Annotated in this window: 14 protein-coding genes; 9 read left to right on the top strand and 5 right to left on the bottom strand. The window is 51.3% G+C overall.

The window, feature by feature from the left end; genetic code table 11:
- Window positions 1–155: 155 nt before the first annotated feature.
- On the top strand, window positions 156–1,142 hold the full coding sequence (locus JTE88_RS04520) for a TerC/Alx family metal homeostasis membrane protein (protein WP_204425760.1): 987 nt from the start codon (window positions 156–158) through the stop codon (window positions 1,140–1,142).
- 75 nt (window positions 1,143–1,217) lie between these two features.
- Here the strand turns inward: JTE88_RS04520 and JTE88_RS09270 are convergent, their stop codons facing one another.
- The gene (locus JTE88_RS09270) at window positions 1,218–1,484 is read right to left on the bottom strand and encodes a helix-turn-helix domain-containing protein (protein WP_204422988.1); all 267 of its coding nucleotides are present in this window, start codon (window positions 1,482–1,484) and stop codon (window positions 1,218–1,220) included.
- A gap of 728 nt (window positions 1,485–2,212) precedes the next feature.
- Between JTE88_RS09270 and JTE88_RS04510 the strand changes: the two genes are divergently transcribed.
- A complete protein-coding gene (locus tag JTE88_RS04510; protein WP_204422986.1) occupies window positions 2,213–3,820 on the top strand; it encodes an ATP-binding cassette domain-containing protein in 1,608 nt (535 codons plus the stop codon).
- A gap of 71 nt (window positions 3,821–3,891) precedes the next feature.
- Here JTE88_RS04510 and JTE88_RS04505 read toward each other — a convergent pair whose 3' ends face one another.
- Together JTE88_RS04505 and JTE88_RS04500 are read right to left on the bottom strand one after the other, a co-directional pair.
- Window positions 3,892–4,536, bottom strand: a complete 645-nt coding sequence (locus tag JTE88_RS04505; RefSeq protein WP_204422984.1) for an ATP-binding cassette domain-containing protein — start codon at window positions 4,534–4,536, stop codon at window positions 3,892–3,894.
- A 4-nt stretch (window positions 4,537–4,540) separates the two neighbouring features.
- Complete coding sequence (locus JTE88_RS04500; RefSeq protein ID WP_204422982.1) at window positions 4,541–6,469, bottom strand: hypothetical protein; 1,929 nt, start codon at window positions 6,467–6,469, stop codon at window positions 4,541–4,543.
- Window positions 6,470–6,535: 66 nt separating this feature from the next.
- Between JTE88_RS04500 and JTE88_RS09155 the strand changes: the two genes are divergently transcribed.
- Window positions 6,536–6,658 carry a hypothetical protein gene (locus JTE88_RS09155; RefSeq protein WP_275586611.1) on the top strand — a complete coding sequence of 41 codons (123 nt, stop codon included), beginning with the start codon at window positions 6,536–6,538 and terminating at the stop codon, window positions 6,656–6,658.
- 431 nt (window positions 6,659–7,089) lie between these two features.
- Here JTE88_RS09155 and JTE88_RS04490 read toward each other — a convergent pair whose 3' ends face one another.
- Both JTE88_RS04490 and JTE88_RS04485 read right to left on the bottom strand, forming a co-directional pair.
- The gene (locus tag JTE88_RS04490) at window positions 7,090–8,049 is read right to left on the bottom strand and encodes a bile acid:sodium symporter family protein (protein ID WP_204422980.1); all 960 of its coding nucleotides are present in this window, start codon (window positions 8,047–8,049) and stop codon (window positions 7,090–7,092) included.
- Entirely contained in the window at window positions 8,040–8,318 is a 279-nt protein-coding gene (locus tag JTE88_RS04485) for a YciI family protein (protein WP_204422978.1), read from the bottom strand. Before JTE88_RS04485 ends, JTE88_RS04490 begins: the two co-directional genes overlap by 10 nt.
- A gap of 74 nt (window positions 8,319–8,392) precedes the next feature.
- On the opposite strand from JTE88_RS04485, the gene uvrA reads away from it, so the two are divergent.
- The 6 genes from uvrA (at window position 8,393) to gap (ending at window position 17,458) form a co-directional block, all read left to right on the top strand.
- Window positions 8,393–11,257, top strand: coding sequence for an excinuclease ABC subunit UvrA (gene uvrA, locus JTE88_RS04480; protein WP_204422975.1), 2,865 nt, complete (start codon window positions 8,393–8,395; stop codon window positions 11,255–11,257).
- A gap of 2 nt (window positions 11,258–11,259) precedes the next feature.
- The gene (uvrC, locus tag JTE88_RS04475) at window positions 11,260–13,233 is read left to right on the top strand and encodes an excinuclease ABC subunit UvrC (RefSeq protein WP_204422973.1); all 1,974 of its coding nucleotides are present in this window, start codon (window positions 11,260–11,262) and stop codon (window positions 13,231–13,233) included.
- 16 nt (window positions 13,234–13,249) lie between these two features.
- A complete protein-coding gene (gene rapZ / locus JTE88_RS04470) occupies window positions 13,250–14,185 on the top strand; it encodes an RNase adapter RapZ (RefSeq protein WP_204422972.1) in 936 nt (311 codons plus the stop codon).
- A complete protein-coding gene (locus JTE88_RS04465; protein WP_204422971.1) occupies window positions 14,185–15,144 on the top strand; it encodes a gluconeogenesis factor YvcK family protein in 960 nt (319 codons plus the stop codon). Before rapZ ends, JTE88_RS04465 begins: the two co-directional genes overlap by 1 nt.
- Before the next feature lie 96 nt (window positions 15,145–15,240).
- Window positions 15,241–16,233, top strand: a complete 993-nt coding sequence (gene whiA / locus JTE88_RS04460; RefSeq protein ID WP_204422969.1) for a DNA-binding protein WhiA — start codon at window positions 15,241–15,243, stop codon at window positions 16,231–16,233.
- A gap of 217 nt (window positions 16,234–16,450) precedes the next feature.
- Entirely contained in the window at window positions 16,451–17,458 is a 1,008-nt protein-coding gene (gap, locus tag JTE88_RS04455) for a type I glyceraldehyde-3-phosphate dehydrogenase (RefSeq protein ID WP_204422967.1), read from the top strand.
- Window positions 17,459–17,589 lie beyond the last annotated feature (131 nt).

Here is a 17,589-nt window from a genome sequence, read left to right as displayed (position 1 = left end):
GGTTCGTCATCGCGGCTTCTAGCCCGGGCCGAGGCCACTACTCGATCAGAGATGGCGGGAAGAGACCTTCGGTCATGTTGTGTACCGAAAGGCTAACTTTGCTTAACATAATTTTTAATGCCGTAGCGCAGACCTCTACAACCGATGACGCGTCAATGGTTGTCCACTCATGGGAATGGGTTGTCCTTGGCATACTGGTTATCGCACTCATTCTTTTTGATCTTTTCGGACATGTGCGTAAAGCTCACGAGCCAACAATTGGGGAAGCCTCACGCTGGACCGGAGTTTATGTTTCGCTTGCTGTACTTTTCGGTATAGCAACCTACTTCCGTCACGGTGGCCGGTTCGCCACTGAATTTTTTGCCGGCTATATCACCGAGTATTCGCTGTCGCTCGATAATATCTTTGTTTTTATTATCATCATTGCGGCATTTAAGGTACCTCGGAAGTTCCAGCAAAAAGTGCTAATGTGGGGCATCATTATTGCCCTTGTGTTGCGATTTATCTTCATCATGATAGGCGCAGCTCTTGTTGAAAAATTCATCTGGGTATTCTTCGCTTTCGGTGTATGGATGATCTACACCGCAACCAAGCAGGTCTTGGACGGTTTGCAAGAAGCGCGTGACCGCAAAAATGGTGTTAAAGAAGATGATGAGTATAAACCGACTGCGCTGACCCGCTTCATTTCTCGGGTATTCCCTGTTACAGCTGGGTTCGTCGGCGATAAGCTATTCCACCGGGCACAAGGAAAGACCTATCTAACTCCGCTACTTATTTGCATTATCTCCATTGGTACGATCGACCTGCTGTTCGCACTTGATTCGATTCCAGCAATCTTTGGTTTGACGAAGGAGCCGTTCATCGTGTTCGCATCGAATGCGTTTGCGTTGCTTGGCTTGCGCCAACTGTTCTTCCTCGTTGATGGCCTGCTCGATCGCCTTATCTACTTGCACTACGGTTTGGCGGCAATCCTTGGATTCATCGGTTTGAAGCTTTTGCTCCACGCCTTCCACGGATACGATATGCTCACCGCAATCACCGAACCAACACCAGGTGTATCGGTAGGTATCATCTTAGGCATCATTATTGTGACTGTGGTGGCCTCTATTATTGGAGCGCGCAAACTTCGGACCGAACAATAAGGGGCGGATTCTAGGAGTGGTTGCAACAGTCGTTGTTGATTAGTTCGATTATTCGTTCGGTTGGCTTGTCCTAGTCTAGTGTTTTGCGGGGGCGGTCGTTGAATTCTTCGGTGTCTTTGGCTGTTTCAAACGCTGATGTGAGATGTGGTGAGCTCTATAAGGTTCATAGCTTCTGTTATCGGGTTTATTATTTGCTCGAACTTCACGGCTAATACTAAAAGGAGCACGACCCAGGCGTTGCGATATCTTCCGAATGCTCGCATTGTATTTGGCTATGTCAGCGATAATGATGCGTTCATCTTGGGAAAGGTAGCGACTGCTAAGAGGATTCGGCTTGTCCACGCCAAACACTACCAATCCGCACGTATGGCTTCGTTACGGCCCGTTGAACGATTCTTGCTGTTACGCCAAACTTTGCCACTACGTTGTGAAACACCCACAGCTTTCATGGCCTGAGTGAAATTCATTCCTTCGTTCAGTAGGCGTATGTAATGTCCACGTCTCGTAATACACATCACTGAACGCGTCAGGTACTACACCTGTTGGTATGCCCACAACACCTGAAAATTCCTTTCCTAAGTCCGGTGTTGCAACAATCGCTAGAATCCGCCTTCCACCGATATCCCCAAACATGGGGCAATCTCGCTAATTGCTTTCCATTGAGTACATGAACGATCATCGGCAAGACGGTCATTAACCATCCGCACCGCTTGATCCCTAAAATCTTGTGAATACTACTTCGGCATATCCTTATCTTCTCAAAACAGGAATGCCTAAAAGTGACAGCTTTAAGTTCATTCGCTCACAGTGAAGTTCACCCTAATCTTTGCCCTAGAAATAGTTAGTTCCAGTTCAGAATGCAATTCGAGGATAATCCTGCCCCAAAACTCATGACCGCCGGATTCCGAAAATGATAATAGGATTAGGTGGGGGCAACGATAGCTCTGGTAAACTGAAAAAGTTGATAATTATTAAGGCAGAATTTAGGAGTTTGTCGTTCCGATGACCATGTGATTTCCACTCAGTTTTACTGAGACGTATTCAAAAGTTTCTACGTTCTGGAGATCACTATGCCTTTAATTTATCTTGACACTATTTCTTTTTCTTACGGATCTCATCGTGTACTTGATCGTGTGAGTCTTGATGTTAGCGACTGCGAACGAGCTTTCTTGGTTGGCCCAAATGGTAGTGGTAAGACAACACTGCTCAAGATCATCCAGGGAGACCTTCAGCCAGATATGGGAGAGGTTGTTTCTGGTGCTTCGAGACAGTTCGTGCCACATCCTGATGACGTCGATGGTACAGTAGCGGACTACTTTGATGCAGCCTTGGCTCCGCTCAAAGAGTTGTCTATACGCTTTGACCAGATCATCACCTCCTTGGTTGATGGAGGACATGCGTTCGAATCAGAGTATGACCAGCTCCTGGCAGAAATGACAGCACGCGATGTTTGGTCTCTCGATGCTCGTACATCCGAAATGTTAGCTGGTCTAGGACTCGACGGAATCGGAATGTCGTCGAATCGAGATATAACTTCATTGTCTCAAGGACAGCGTGCACGGTTGCGGCTGGCAGCATTGCTTCTGCTACGTCCTGACGTTTTGATCCTTGATGAGCCGACGAATCATCTTGACATTGAGACTATCGATTTTCTAACTAAAGCTGTTAAGAACTGGCCTGGGCCGGTACTTATAGCTAGTCATGATAGAGCGTTTATTGAGGACGTTGCCACGGTCATTTATGACATGGATATTTCTGTGTGGAAAGAACTGGCAATAGCTGAAGGTATGGCCAATATTGAGGGGCTGGTGCGCAATGCGGGAAACTATTCGGACTACCTTGATGCAAAGGAAACTGCTAGAGAGAAGTACCATCAGATTCACGGCTATCAACAAGCTCAAAAACGTCATCTACGGCAACACCGCCGAGAGAGTATGAAGATCGCGTCCGGCGGGGATCGCGTGCAAGATCCACCGAACCGGATGGCGAAGAAATTTTTTGCTGATCGAGCTGCAGCTACGTCGGTTAAACGTACGCGGAACGACGACGAACGACTCCAACGCTTGGAGCAACGCGAAGTGCGCAAACCGCGAAACTACCAATTGGAATTCCCAGCCCGAGAAGGCCATCTGGGCGTGGGAGTTGCGGTCTCGGTAAGGCAAGCATCTGCGGTTGAACGCCTTGCGCCACTAGATCTCGACCTCTCGAGAGGGGAACATCTGCTGGTCACTGGAACAAACGGGTCTGGGAAAACCACACTTCTATCCTGGATCGCTATAGGTGAACCGCCTTCAGGTACAGCCGTGAGCGGCTTTGTGTCTCGGGACGGCTCTGTAGGTTTCGTGCCCCAGCGTCTGCCAATGGAAGGCGATCCCGGTTTAGAACATAATGTCTGGCGAAACGGTATCGGAAATCTTGGTAACGGGATCTTGCACCCATCGATGTGGTCAATTCCGATCTCACAGCTATCTGCTGGGAATCAGCGCCGTAAACAGATCGCGGTTGCTCTAGCAGGAAACCCTTCCGTGCTGATCATTGACGAGCCGACCAACTACCTTGATCTTGATACCATGCAGGCGCTGGAGTTAGCTCTCAGTAAATGGAACGGAACACTCGTCGTCGCAAGCCATGATCGCTGGTTGATCGAGCATTGGCAAGGACGTCGCATTCATCTTTAAACCTGCAAGTAGATGCGTGAAAGTCAAGGCCAATTATCATGGCAGTTGCGTCGAAGGAGACTCATGATGTACTAGACTGGTTGATAATTAACAAGGTTAACAAGTGAGGTGCAGCGTTGAGAGAGTCTCATATCATGGGTGGAAATAATGACGAGCGTGCCTCGTTTTGCTTCGTGTACGAGAAGAGATTCAATTAATATACGGTTTTCCTCATCAAGAGAGGCTGTTGGTTCGTCAGCGAAAATGACTGAGGATTGACGATATATTGATCGCGCAATCGCGACTCGACGTTGTTCACCTCCACTGAGCACTCGAGCTTTGTCATGAGCGCGTTCTGCTAGCCCTACTTTTTCAAGCGCTTCTAATCCAGCACGTTCAGACTCATGTCCTCCAAATAATGACTTTTTGAGTGTCACGTTGTAAAGAACGCTTTCGTCGTCGTCGATACCTGCATTTTGAATGACAAAAGAAGCCTGGTTACGCCAAAAAGCACTGATCTGGCGTCGGCTCCACTGGGTAGCCTCGGATCCATCGTAGAAGATAGAGCCACAGTGGGCAGGTATCAACAAGCCGAGAGTATTGAGCAGGGTAGTCTTTCCGCAACCACTCGGCCCAATAAGTCCCACAAGTTGTCCTTCACAGAACTCAAAGTTGATTCTCGATAGCAAGACGCGTTTTTCAACCCTGATTTCAAGATTTTCTGCTTTAAGTTTCATATCTCTAGTTCTTTCTTTGGCATACGCTCGCTAGCGCGATACGTGTTATCTGATAGCGAAGCACGATATCTATGGCAAGAAGAATCGCGCCGCATGCGGCGAGGAACAAGATTGGCATGTTCAAACTCATGGCGAAAGCGATTATTAAGGCGATCCCTATGCCAAGCCCAATGAACGCCATATCTAAAAGAATCCTAAAATGGACAAGCTGCCTAACGCTTGTCCCACCAATGTAACGAGGGAAAAAAGAACGCAAGCGCGCAGCGGCGTAAAGCTGCGCGCTAACGAACATACTAAATACAGCAGTGAAAAGTAACGCACCTATAGAAATCAGGCTCACATAATAGCCTAGTTGCTGATCTTGTGCATACACCGTGATCGAATCCGCAGTACTGTCACTTGTCAGGTTAAGACCCAGCGAGGACGCTCGTGATATTAGTTCCTGAGGATCGTGAAATACTACAGATCCGAGAGTAGCCAGACTCATGATGGTCTCTGCAGGGAACGCAGTCTTTAAGTTTGGAACGAGTATCACTAATGGGTTGGGGGCAAGGGAGAAAATCCCCTGATTCGCCACTGCGATAGTGGAACCATTATTTTGGCAAGTGAAAAAACGTAACTGTGGTTTTGCTTGTCGCTCAATTAGAGTTACGTCCGTGGCAAGGTCCCGTGCTTGCCGGGCTTGAGCAGTATCAGTTATTTCACTGAAATGACACCCAGCAGGAATCTTTTCTAGTTCATCTAAGCTGCTAGGAGTAACAATCACGATTGATTCGTAACTACTTGCAGACAACTTGCCGACATCTTCAGGTGAAACGTATTGTCTCCTAAACAAAGACACGTGATTCTTCGCTTCCAGCTCGGAAGTCAGCTGGGCAAATGGAATAATGAATGGATCATAGTCGCGCTGCTCGTCCACGATCCCGCCAAAGCTCGCTGAATAATATTCAGGCAAATGTGATGCTTGCCGAGCAGCCTCCTGATTCTCACCAGAAACTAAATAGGCTCGGTACACAATAGGTAGTGATGCGAGAGCAAGCACAATCGATATAGCAGACATCGTAGCTCCGACCCACGAAAACGTGGCTACTAGCGAGCGTCGCTCGACCCAGTCGCGAAGTCTGGGGAAAGTTACATAGGAAATAGCCGTTATCGCAATTGTCGTGGCGATCAGGGTACAGATAAAAAGTACTGTAAGCGGAAGTATCATCTGAAAAGCAGATCTACCGATGATAATCACAGTGAGAGCGAAGCTAACCAGTATTGTCGCACCCATCGGTATTAATACCAACGAAACCAGCGTAGTACTATCGCCGTTGACAATGTGAGTTTTTGTCTGTCCCGCACTCAAGCGTACGATTCGCGAATCAGCTCGAGTAGTAAACCAGCCAAAAATGGTAGCAACAACCAAGAAAACAGTTACTGCCAAAACAAGGATAATACCTTGATAAGCCAAGGGGAGGAAGTAAGTCTGGAAGACTGTGAAGTTCTCCCATGTGTGGATAGCGCCAACGTTATTAAGCCAGGTTTTCAAACTGGCAATTTGTGTGTCATTGCCTTTAACAGCGTAGATGCCGCTACGCGATTGAGATGGTTGCTCTGAAGCCGGATACAAAGTACCTGTCTTGTTCGGGCGGAAAAAGTTGACCTTCTGTGCGGTAGAAGGCTGGTTGGCAGCTCGGGAGGTAATGGTTACCTCCCGAGTGCCAACCGTTCCGGACAGTTGCAAGAGCTCCACGCCGGTTTTTTGACCGATTTGCGCTAAGCCCTCATCAATCTGTGATATTGATAGGGGTGAGTGTCGAAAGTTGATGTAGCCAACATCGTCACTGTCCATAGGTAACATATTTTCCAGTTGCACTGCACGCAAAAATGCTAAGCATACGATCACAACACCGAGGAAAACTCCAACCCCACGAACGAGACGACGCATCAAAACAACACCACCTTATATGCTAGCTAGCGGGTAACTGTGCTGCCGTTAGCACCAGCTTTGAATGTGACGGACGAACCAGGGGTGCGCCACAACCATGTCGATGCGGTCTTTCCTGCGCTTGCTTCGGCGCGTTCATACTTACCGGAAGACGTTCCTACTGAAGTCCAGTGTCCAGCAGTCCCGTGATAAAAACTGGTCGACGCGTTTCCAGTTGCGTAGTTCGTACCATATAGTACCAGTCACCACCAAGAATTGACTCTGCATATGCTACCGAACTACCAGTTAGCAAAAGCCCAGCGGTGAGTGCGATACTCGTCGCTACTTTTTTGTTCTCTTCTTCATTGAAGACTCCTAATAGTCACAAGCATGGAACTCCCATGCACGTCACATGATATATGTCTCACTTTATCTTGTCAATACTCCGATTGGTGACAAGGCGGATGAATCGTAAGGGAGCGATACTCGGCATGTCTATGAGGTTGAGAGGTTACGTTTCCTCGCTTCGCTCAGAAATGAACCAACGATATTCCAAAAGTGGTATCTCTTTGCTTTCTACTTTTAGCGACGGAGAATTAGGAGGGCTAGGCGAGACTTAGGTGGATAGAGTGATGCGGTATTCATGAGTGACTCCTAGATAGTTTGCGTGCGATAACCGCACACACCATCAACTGCAACTGGTGGAAGATAATCACCGGAATACCAATGGTTCCCACCATATTCGTGGGGAATAGGGCTTTGGCCATCGGCAGTCCGGTGGCCAAGGATTTCTTTGAACCGCACATGAGCGCGACTATACGTTCTGCTCGAGGTAGGCGCTGAGCACCAAACCAGGTGATGGCGAGCATTGCGATGAGCAGCGCGACGAGGACAGTTACCAACACCAGAAGGGAACCAGGTGTCACTACGGTCCACGCGCCATCAGCGGTCGCAGACAAAGTCGCTGAGAGTACTACGAGGATGATCGCTGCGGTATCGCTGCGTTTGGTGAGATGACGGCGGGCGCGAATCCAATCGCCACACCACGGTTGTAGGCATTGCCCGATGATGAACGGCAAGAGGAGCTTGGTGAGGACGGATGTAAAACCGCCGGTCGATGCCCCGGAAATATCCATGAATGCCATCACTAAGGCAGGGGTGATGAACATCCCGGCGATATTAGATACCGTCGCTGCCGCGATTGCGGAGGCAATATCTCCGCGGGCGATGGATACGAAAGTCACTGAGGACTGCACGGTTGACGGTAGAAGACCCAAGAACAAGATCCCCAAAGCAAAGTCGGGCCCGACGAGCGGTGTGACCAGTTGCGACAACCCCCAGCTTAGGAGGGGAAAAATGACGAATGTGGCGACGAGAATGAAGCCTTGAAGTCGAATATTGGTCAAGCCACGCAGGACTTCACGGGTGGATAGACGCATCCCGTAGAGCAGAAAAACAAGTGCGACTCCAGCGTCGGCACCACCTGAAAGAAACCGGAGTGTCCCGGGTGAAACCGGGACCATCAAGCCGACGATGAGGGCGGTGATGATCCCGGTAATCAGCAGGTCAAAGCGGGTAGCGTATCGTGAGATTACGCCCATGGCCCGTAAATAACAGTCCATTCGGCGACGTCGATATCACTGATAACACCGGCTTCATTGAACGGGTCGCGAGACAAGAGTTCACGGGCACCGTCAGCAGATTCCGCTTCGACGACGATGAGTGCGCGGCCACCGGAGATTGGGCCGGAAGCTTTAAGCGCACCTGTATCGAAGAGGGATTTGAGGAATTCGCGGTGGCGTGGACGCACCTGCGATGTTAGTTCGGTTTGGTCTGGATCGTACGTGTATATAACTGCAAATGTGTTCATGTGTCCTATTCTACGTTGTGCTGATGGAAAACTGGCATGGAAACGTGACGGAGCTGGTCGGTATGATCTAAGACGTGCATGAATCAATCCATATCCAAGGTGCAAGAGAACATAACCTACGTAATGTCACGCTCGATATTCCGCGTGACAAAATGGTGGTATTTACTGGGCTTTCCGGATCAGGAAAGTCGTCTTTGGCATTCGATACTATCTTTGCCGAGGGGCAACGCCGATATGTTGAGTCGTTATCGTCGTATGCGCGCCAGTTCTTAGGCCAGATGGATAAGCCGGCAGTGGACTTCATTGAAGGACTATCGCCAGCGGTCTCTATCGATCAGAAATCCACCAACCGTAACCCGCGTTCGACCGTGGGTACGATTACCGAAGTCTATGACTACTTGCGCTTGCTTTATGCACGTGCTGGAACGCAGTACTGTCCGGTCTGTAATGCGCTGATCGAGGCGCAGTCAGCAGAGCAGATCGTCAACCGGCTCCTCGAAGAAGAGGATAGGACCCGCCTACATATTCTGGCGCCCGTCGTTCGCGGCCGCAAGGGCGAACATCTCGAGTTACTTAAACAGTTGCAAACCGATGGCTATTCGCGTGCTCGTATTGACGGCACTGTTTACCGTCTTGATGAGGCACCTGCGTTAGCGAAAACCTACAAGCACGATATCGACGTCGTTGTTGACCGCCTCGCTATCCGGAACGGTATCCGTTCCCGGTTAAACGATTCGGTAGAAAATGCCCTGCGGCTATCCAAAGGCGTTGTGGTGATCGAATATGTCGATCGCGAGACAGACGATCCTGAAAAAGAACGCCGTTTTTCCGAGCATCGTTCCTGCCCGAACGATCACCCGCTTGAACTTGAAGAAATTGAGCCACGCACATTCTCTTTCAACGCACCCTATGGTGCTTGCCCAGAATGCGATGGCATTGGATTTAAGTTGCAGGTCGATCCCGAACTTGTCATCCCTGACGAATCGCTATCGATTGAAGATGGCGCAATTCTGCCGTGGTCGGTGACCGCATCTGCAAGCGCCCGTGATTACTATCAACGTCAGCTCGCCAGCCTCGCCGAAGATATGGGCTTCAAGCTCACCACCCCGTGGAAGAAACTCCCCAAAGAAGTAAAAGAAGCGATCTTGCGGGGCCGGGATTTCAAAGTCAAAATGAAGTACCGTAACCGGTGGGGCCGGGAAAAGGTGTATTCCTCCGGCTTCGAAGGCGTGTTGAACTTCGTCAAGCGCAAGCACGATGAAACCGAATCAGACTGGTCGAAGGAACGTTACGCAGGTTTTATGCGTGAAGTCGCCTGTCCGGTCTGTGACGGCGCACGGTTGCGCCCCGAAGTCCTCGCAGTGCGCGTTGGCGAACTCAATATTGCGCAGCTGACCGACCTTCCGATCGGGGAAGCCCTCGAATACGTCACCCATATTGATCTCGATGAGCGCGGACGCAAAATTGCGCAGCAAGTGCTTCGCGAGATCATCGAACGGTTGACCTTCCTCGTCTCCGTTGGCCTGGACTACCTCACTCTCTCGCGCGCAGCCGGCACGCTCTCTGGTGGTGAAGCTCAACGTATTCGCCTCGCCACCCAGATCGGAGCCGGGCTTGTCGGCGTGCTCTATGTTCTCGACGAGCCTTCTATCGGACTCCATCAGCGAGATAATGAGAAACTCCTCGAAGCTCTCAACCGGTTGCGCGATCTGGGAAACACCCTCATCGTTGTCGAACACGACGAAGATACGATCCGCCAGGCAGACTGGCTGGTCGATATTGGTCCGGGAGCCGGAGAACACGGCGGAGAGATCGTCTTCTCTGGTAAGCCGGCCGATGTCGTTGATTCACCAAGGTCGATTACGGGCCAATACCTCACCGGAAAGCGTGCCATTGTGGTGCCTACCGAACGCCGCAAGATCGTCAAGAAGAACCAGATCACTGTTTCGGGAGCTACCGAAAACAATCTCGACAACGTCACCGTGAAATTCCCGATCGGAGTTTTCACAGCAGTGACCGGTGTTTCTGGCTCAGGAAAATCCTCTCTCGTGAACTCGATTTTGTACAAGGTGTTGGCGAACGAACTTAACCGTGCGCGTTCCTTGCCAGGCCGCCATAAGAAAGTCACCGGTTTGGAAGAACTCGATAAGGTCGTACACGTCGATCAGTCACCGATTGGGCGCTCGCCACGCTCGAATCCTGCTACATACACGGGCATGTGGGATCCGATCCGAAAGCTGTTCGCCGAAACGCAAGAAGCAAAGGTTCGCGGATACGGCCCGGGGCGTTTCTCCTTCAACGTCAAGGGCGGACGCTGCGAAGCTTGCTCTGGTGATGGCACGATTAAGATCGAGATGAACTTCTTGCCCGACGTCTACGTGCCATGCGAAGTTTGCCATGGTGCGCGCTATAACAGCGAAACTCTCCAAGTCCATTACAAAGGCAAGAACGTAGCCGAAGTTCTCGATATGACTATCTCCGAGGCTCGCGAATTCTTCGGTAATGTCCAGCGCATTGCGAAATACTTAGAGATGCTCGAACTCGTTGGTTTGGGATATATTCGGCTCGGCCAGCCGGCAACAACGCTTTCCGGCGGTGAGGCACAGCGCGTCAAACTCGCGTCCGAACTCCATCGTCGTTCTACCGGACGAACCGTTTACGTACTCGATGAACCCACCACCGGCCTACACTTTGAAGACGTTCGTAAACTGTTGAGCGTCCTACAATCACTCACCGATAAAGGAAATACAGTGATCGTCATCGAGCACAATCTCGACGTCATCAAATCCGCTGACTGGGTGATCGATCTGGGGCCTGAAGGTGGAAAGGGCGGCGGTCGCCTTATCGCCGAAGGCACCCCGGAAGATGTTGCACGCGTGGAAGAATCCCACACCGGGCGTTTCCTTAAGCCTATTCTTACGAGTGCAGGAACCCTCTAACCATGGCCGATCCGCAGAGTTATCGTCCTACCGATATTCCTGCAAATCCGGGAGTCTATCGGTTTATCGACGAGGAAGGTCGAGTTATTTACGTCGGTAAAGCATCGTCTTTGCGCAACCGGCTGAGTAACTATTTCCAAGATCCGGCACAACTGCATCCGCGTACCCGTGCAATGGTGTTTACCGCCGTCGACGTCAAATGGGTTGTGGTAGGTTCCGAGATCGAAGCGCTGACTCTCGAATACGCGTGGATTAAGGAATTCGCGCCGCGGTTCAACGTGATGTATCGCGACGATAAATCCTATCCGTACCTCACCATCACGATGAGCGAGCAATATCCGCGTGTGCTCGTTACCCGCAATGCTCACCGGCGCAAGGACAAGTACTACGGGCCGTATACGAAAGTGTGGGCGGTGCGCGAAGCGCTGGATTTGCTGTTGCGTGTTTTCCCGATGCGTTCGTGCACCAAAGGCGTGTTTAACGCTGCGCAACGCTCCGGCAGGCCATGTCTTAATGGTTATATCGACCGGTGTGCTGCGCCGTGCGTTGGCCGCGTCACTGACGAAGAACACCGCGCGATCGCCCGCGAAATGATTGCCTTCCTGGATAGCTCCGGCGAAGACCTTATTAAGGAAAAGACCGCGCAGATGAAGCAGGCGGCATTGGAGCAGGACTTTGAAAAAGCCGCCCGGTTGCGTGACGACGTCGCCGCATTGACGACTGTCGCTGAACGCAATTCAGTTGTGCTCGATCCGGATATCGACGCCGATATTTTCGGTTTGGAATTCGACGAGCTCGAAGCCTCAGTACAGGTGTTCTTCGTGCGCGGTGGCCGTATCCGCGGTCAGCGCGGCTGGGTTACCTCGGTTGAGGATCTCGGCGAGGCCGCCTTGTTGAACCAGTTGGTTTTGCAGGTCTACGGTGAATATGCACCGATGCCCACCACGAAGAAGCGTAGTCAAGCGCGCTCAGTAGACGACGTCGAACATACCGCAACCGATGCAATACCACGAGAAATCTGGCTACCAGCAATGCCTGAAGATAGTGAGACTTTAGAGACCTGGCTCAGCCAGTTGCGCGGAGCCCGCGTCAAGATTCGCGTCCCGCAGCGCGGCGCAAAAGCTCAGCTCGCTGAAACCGTACATACTAATGCGGTTCAAGCACTACAGCGCCATAAGATCCAGCGTGCCGGCGACATCACCGAACGCTCCCAAGCGCTCGAAGAGCTACGCGACGGCCTCGGCCTAGAACGCGCGCCGCTACGCATCGAATGTTACGACATCTCCCACACTCAAGGCACCCATCAGGTCGGCTCGATGGTCGTCTTTGAAGATGCTCGTGCAAAGAAGTCAGACTACCGCCACTTTATTGTTCGTGGGCCAGACGGCAACGGCGCACGAGACGATACCGCCGCCATGGATGAAGTGCTTCGCCGTCGTTTAGCGCGCCTGCAATCAGGTGCTGCCGCAGACGATGCTTCGGACGACGAGCCGAACGAGCTTCCCGAAACTGAAACAAGTAAACCACGAAAGTTTGCCTACAAACCTGACCTGATCGTCGTCGACGGCGGATTACCTCAGGTCAATGCTGCGCAGCGAGTAGTCGATGAGATGGGCGCCGACGTCACCATTATTGGGTTAGCGAAAAGGCTCGAAGAAATTTGGATACCGGGGGAGGAGTTCCCGGTGATCTTGTCGCGCTCGTCTCCAGCACTCCGGCTCTTGCAGTATTTGCGCGACGAGTCGCACCGGTTTGCCATCACCTTCCACCGCAAGAAGCGCTCCAAAGCAATGACTCGCTCGGCATTGGATGAGATCCCTGGCCTGGGCCCAGCGAAACAAAAGTCTTTGCTGAAGCATTTTGGTTCGCTGGCAAAAATTAAAGCGGCGACGCGCGAAGATTTACTGCAGGCACCTGGAATTGGCCCAGCACTTGCGGACGTACTTATCTCGCAACTAGCAAAACACAACGAATAACTGGCAGGATAGTGACATGGACAACATCAACGATACCGCGAATATTCCACTTGGCATTGTTATCGACGATGCCACAGCTCAGCTTCCTTCCCCGGAAATACCAGAGATTCTCATTATTACTGGTATGTCTGGAGCTGGCCGGTCAAAAGCCGCGGCAACCTTGGAAGATTTAGGTTGGTATGTTGTCGATAATCTTCCACCCAGGTTACTCTCTGCGCTTGCCGGTCTCGTTACGCCGACATCTGGAGTTCGCCGTCTTGCAGCGGTGGTCGATGTACGTTCTCAAGAGTTCTTTGAAGAGCTCGAAGACGTGATGGGCTCGTTACAAGAACACTCTGTGGACTACCGCATTTTGTTCTTAGACGCGTCAAATCAGGCGCTAGTTCAACGTTACGAGTCTGTGCGCCGTCCGCATCCGCTCCAAGGCGATGGTCGACTACTCGACGGTCTGATCCATGAACGCACGATCCTCGAACCATTACGCCGCCGAGCAGATACAGTCATTGATACCACCGATCTTTCGGTTCATGATTTGTCACGCAAGGTCCGCCAACTCGTTGCCTCAGTATCCGATACCGATCCACATCTGACTGTGATGAGTTTTGGTTTCAAATACGGTTTGCCGATGGATGCTGACCATGTGGCGGATGTACGTTTCCTTCCTAACCCTTACTGGGTAACTGAGTTGCGCAAACTCACTGGTAAAGATGCTCCGGTACGCGATTTCGTCTTAGGAATCGACGGGGCACAAGATTTCGGCGACAAATACGTTGACCTTATCCATCCGATCCTGGAAGGCTATACGCGCGAGCTCAAACCGTATGTCACGATTGCGATTGGCTGTACCGGTGGAAAACATCGGTCGGTTGCGATGACGGAATACGTTTCAGGTAAGTTACGCGAACTCGGACATTCAGTGCGGACGATCCACCGTGATTTAGGACGGGAATAATGGCATTTCGTAAGGACGTTGGGGCCCGTGGCCCACATGTCGTTGCTTTTGGTGGAGGGCACGGCTTGTATGCGACACTTTCTGCGCTACGCATTCTCACCCCGAATATTACTGCGGTCGTGACGGTTGCGGACGACGGGGGATCTTCGGGTCGAATACGCCAGGAGATGGATGTTTTACCGCCTGGTGATCTACGTATGGCGCTCGCTGCATTATGTGATGACGGTGATTGGGGTCAAACATGGCGTGATGTTTTGCAGTACCGTTTTGATTCAGACGGTCCGCTTGGCGGTCACGCCGTCGGAAATCTATTAATCGTTGCTATCTGGCGTCTCTTACATGACGAACTTGAAGGCCTCGATCTTGTGGGGAGACTGCTCGGTATTCATGGCCGGGTAGTTCCTATGTCAACCACCCCGTTGCAGATCGAGGCACAGGTTCTGACTGACGATGGTAGCTCACTAGTCATTAAGGGGCAAGGTGCAGTTGCTTCATCACGATCGTGTATTGAGCAACTGCACCTTATCCCGCAACAACCACCGGCCCATCCAGCAGCTATTGACGCAATCGCGGATGCTGACTGGGTAATTTTCGGTCCTGGTTCGTGGTTTACATCGATAATTCCACACCTCCTCGTGCCTGATTTACGGCATGCAATAGAACAGGCACCAGGTAACCGGGCGTTGGTATTAAATCTTGTTGAAGACGATGAGACTCCGCATCTCACTCCGGTGGAGTTGTTGCGCGTATTCAAGAAACATGCGCCAGGTCTACGAATCGACGTGGTTATTATTGACGAAGCCACCCAGTGTGATTACGCGGAATTAAAATCCGTTGCACACAGTATCGGTGCCGAAGTATTTGCCTATAATGTGGCACAAAAGGCTAATCCAGCAGTGCATGATCCCTTGTTTTTAGCTGCCGCATTTCGTGAAGTTATCGATAGTTTTAGCGGGTAGCTGTCAGAAGCGATTCCCAACTTGTAACATCGAAACAGTTGCCTAAACGGCGTAGAATGTCGGAAATTCTAGTTGAGTTTCTTGGAAGGAGTACAGATGCCAGCATTAACTACATCTGTCAAAGATGAGATCTGTAGCGTTTATCCCGCGAACTTATCTGCTATGGTCGCTGAACTTTCAACCATGTTCCGCTTTGCTGGAGGGTTGCAGATTAACGGGGGAATTGTTTCTCTACAAGCAGAGCTGACTCATCCGGGCGCCGCTCATCATCTTTCCGAGCTCGTGCGTAAAGTTTATTCTATTGAGCCAGATGTTGTTGCCATCAGCAATTCGATGCGACAAGGAAATATGTATCTCGTGCGCGTGATGAAAGATGGCGAACGGGTTGCGCGCCGGGCCGGCATTCTCGATGTTCGTGGCCGGCCTGTACGCGGTTTGGCTCCACAGATTGTTGGCGGGACCAAAGCGGATGCGGCAGCGGCATGGCGTGGCGCGTTCCTCGCCCGCGGTACGTTATTAGAACCGGGTCGTAATGCAGCGCTAGAGGTAACCTGTCCATCAATGGAAGCAGCTTACGCAATCGGCGGTTTAGCACGACGGCTCGATGTGTCATATCGTGCTCGCGAATCGCGTGGCGCTTTCCGTGCCGATATTCGTGAAGGCGACGCTATTTCCACAATGCTTGCACGTATGGGAGCAAACGATGCAGTCTTAAAATGGGAAGAGTTGCGTACTGAACGCGAGGTTCACGGCCAAGCAAACCGTTTAGCCAATTTTGACGATGCGAATATGCGTCGAAGTGCAGACGCAGCCATTATCGCTGTCATTCGCGTCAAACGTGCCTTTGAGATCCTCGGTGACGACATCCCCGATAACCTCCGTCAAGCAGGGGAGTACCGAATGAAATATCCTGAAGATTCGCTTAATCTTTTGGGAGAACGTCTTACTCCTCCAGCAACGAAGGACGCAGTTGCGGGGCGCCTACGCCGGTTGAATACTATGGCTGATAAACGAGCTGGCGAACTAGGTATTGCCACCACAATGGACGCCGTGCATGAGCAGACAGGTGTTGCTGATCGCACACTTTGAATCGGGTCGAAAGTCACTCTCTACGCGCATACCAGCGAAAAGTTTTTTCACAATTTCACCTACGCGCGTAGTCACCTAGACAACACCCCGGGGGTCGCTAGTAGAATAGGGACGGATCGAACGCTAGAACGTGAAATATTTAGGCGTTCGAGAGTCAGCGAGTGCAGCTCGCTGAAAAATCTACAATGTGCACGATTGTGCACAAGGAGGATACGCAGTGACTATTCGCGTTGCAATTAACGGTTTCGGCCGCATCGGCCGTAATTTTATCCGCGCAGCATACCAGCGTGGCGCAAACTTTGAGGTTGTTGCAGTCAACGACTTGACTGACAACAAGACCCTTGCCCACCTACTCAAGCGTGATTCGATTCTCGGCACCTGGGATCACGAAGTTTCCGCAGGCGAGGACTCAATCGTCGTTGATGGCCGTGAGATCAAGGCTTTCGCAGAGCGCAACCCAGCAGATCTCCCATGGGGCGATCTTGACATCGACATCGTAATTGAGTCCACAGGCTTCTTCACTGATGCTACCAAGGCACAGGCACACATCGAAGCTGGCGCTAAGAAGGTCATCATCTCCGCTCCAGCTAAGAACGAAGATGCTACCTTCGTCATGGGTGTTAACCACACCGATTACGATGCAGAAAAGCACAACATCATCTCCAACGCTTCTTGCACCACGAACTGCTTGGCACCAGTTGCTAAGGTTCTCCAGGAGAAGTTCGGCATTGTGAAGGGCTTGATGACCACCGTTCACGCATACACCGGTGATCAGCGCATCCTCGATGCTCCACACAGCGACCTCCGCCGTGCACGCGCAGCTGCTATCAACATCGTTCCTACCAAGACCGGTGCTGCTGCTGCTGTTGCTTTGGTTCTCCCAGAGCTCAAGGGCAAGTTCGACGGTTTCGCAATGCGCGTTCCAGTTCCAACCGGTTCCGCAGTTGACTTGACCTTCGAGTCCGAGAAGTCTGACGTCACCGTTGAAGAGATCAACGCTGCTATCAAGGAAGCCGCTGAAGGCGAACTCAAGGGTATCCTCGCATACTCCGAAGAGCCACTCGTCTCCACCGACATCGTTCACGATCCACACACCTCCATCTTTGACGCTGGTCTCACCAAGGTCATCGACGGCCAGGTTAAGATAATTTCTTGGTACGACAACGAGTGGGGTTACTCCAACGCACTCGTTTCCCTGACCGATCTCGTTGCTTCGAAGTTCTGAGTCTTCGCAACTTTGAGTAAGTGATAACTCACGGGCCCGGGCGTGCGTTTGCATGTCCGGGCCCGTAGTTTCATCAGCTATACTGAGATTGTTTAGATGCCACTGCCGGTATCTTTTATTTACACAGAAGG

Origin of the sequence: Arcanobacterium phocisimile, assembly GCF_016904675.1 — a bacterium.
GTDB classification, from domain to species: Bacteria; Actinomycetota; Actinomycetes; order Actinomycetales; family Actinomycetaceae; genus Arcanobacterium; species Arcanobacterium phocisimile.
The sequence above is the reverse complement of the archived record's forward strand: the minus strand, read 5'-3'. Positions and strand labels throughout refer to the sequence as shown.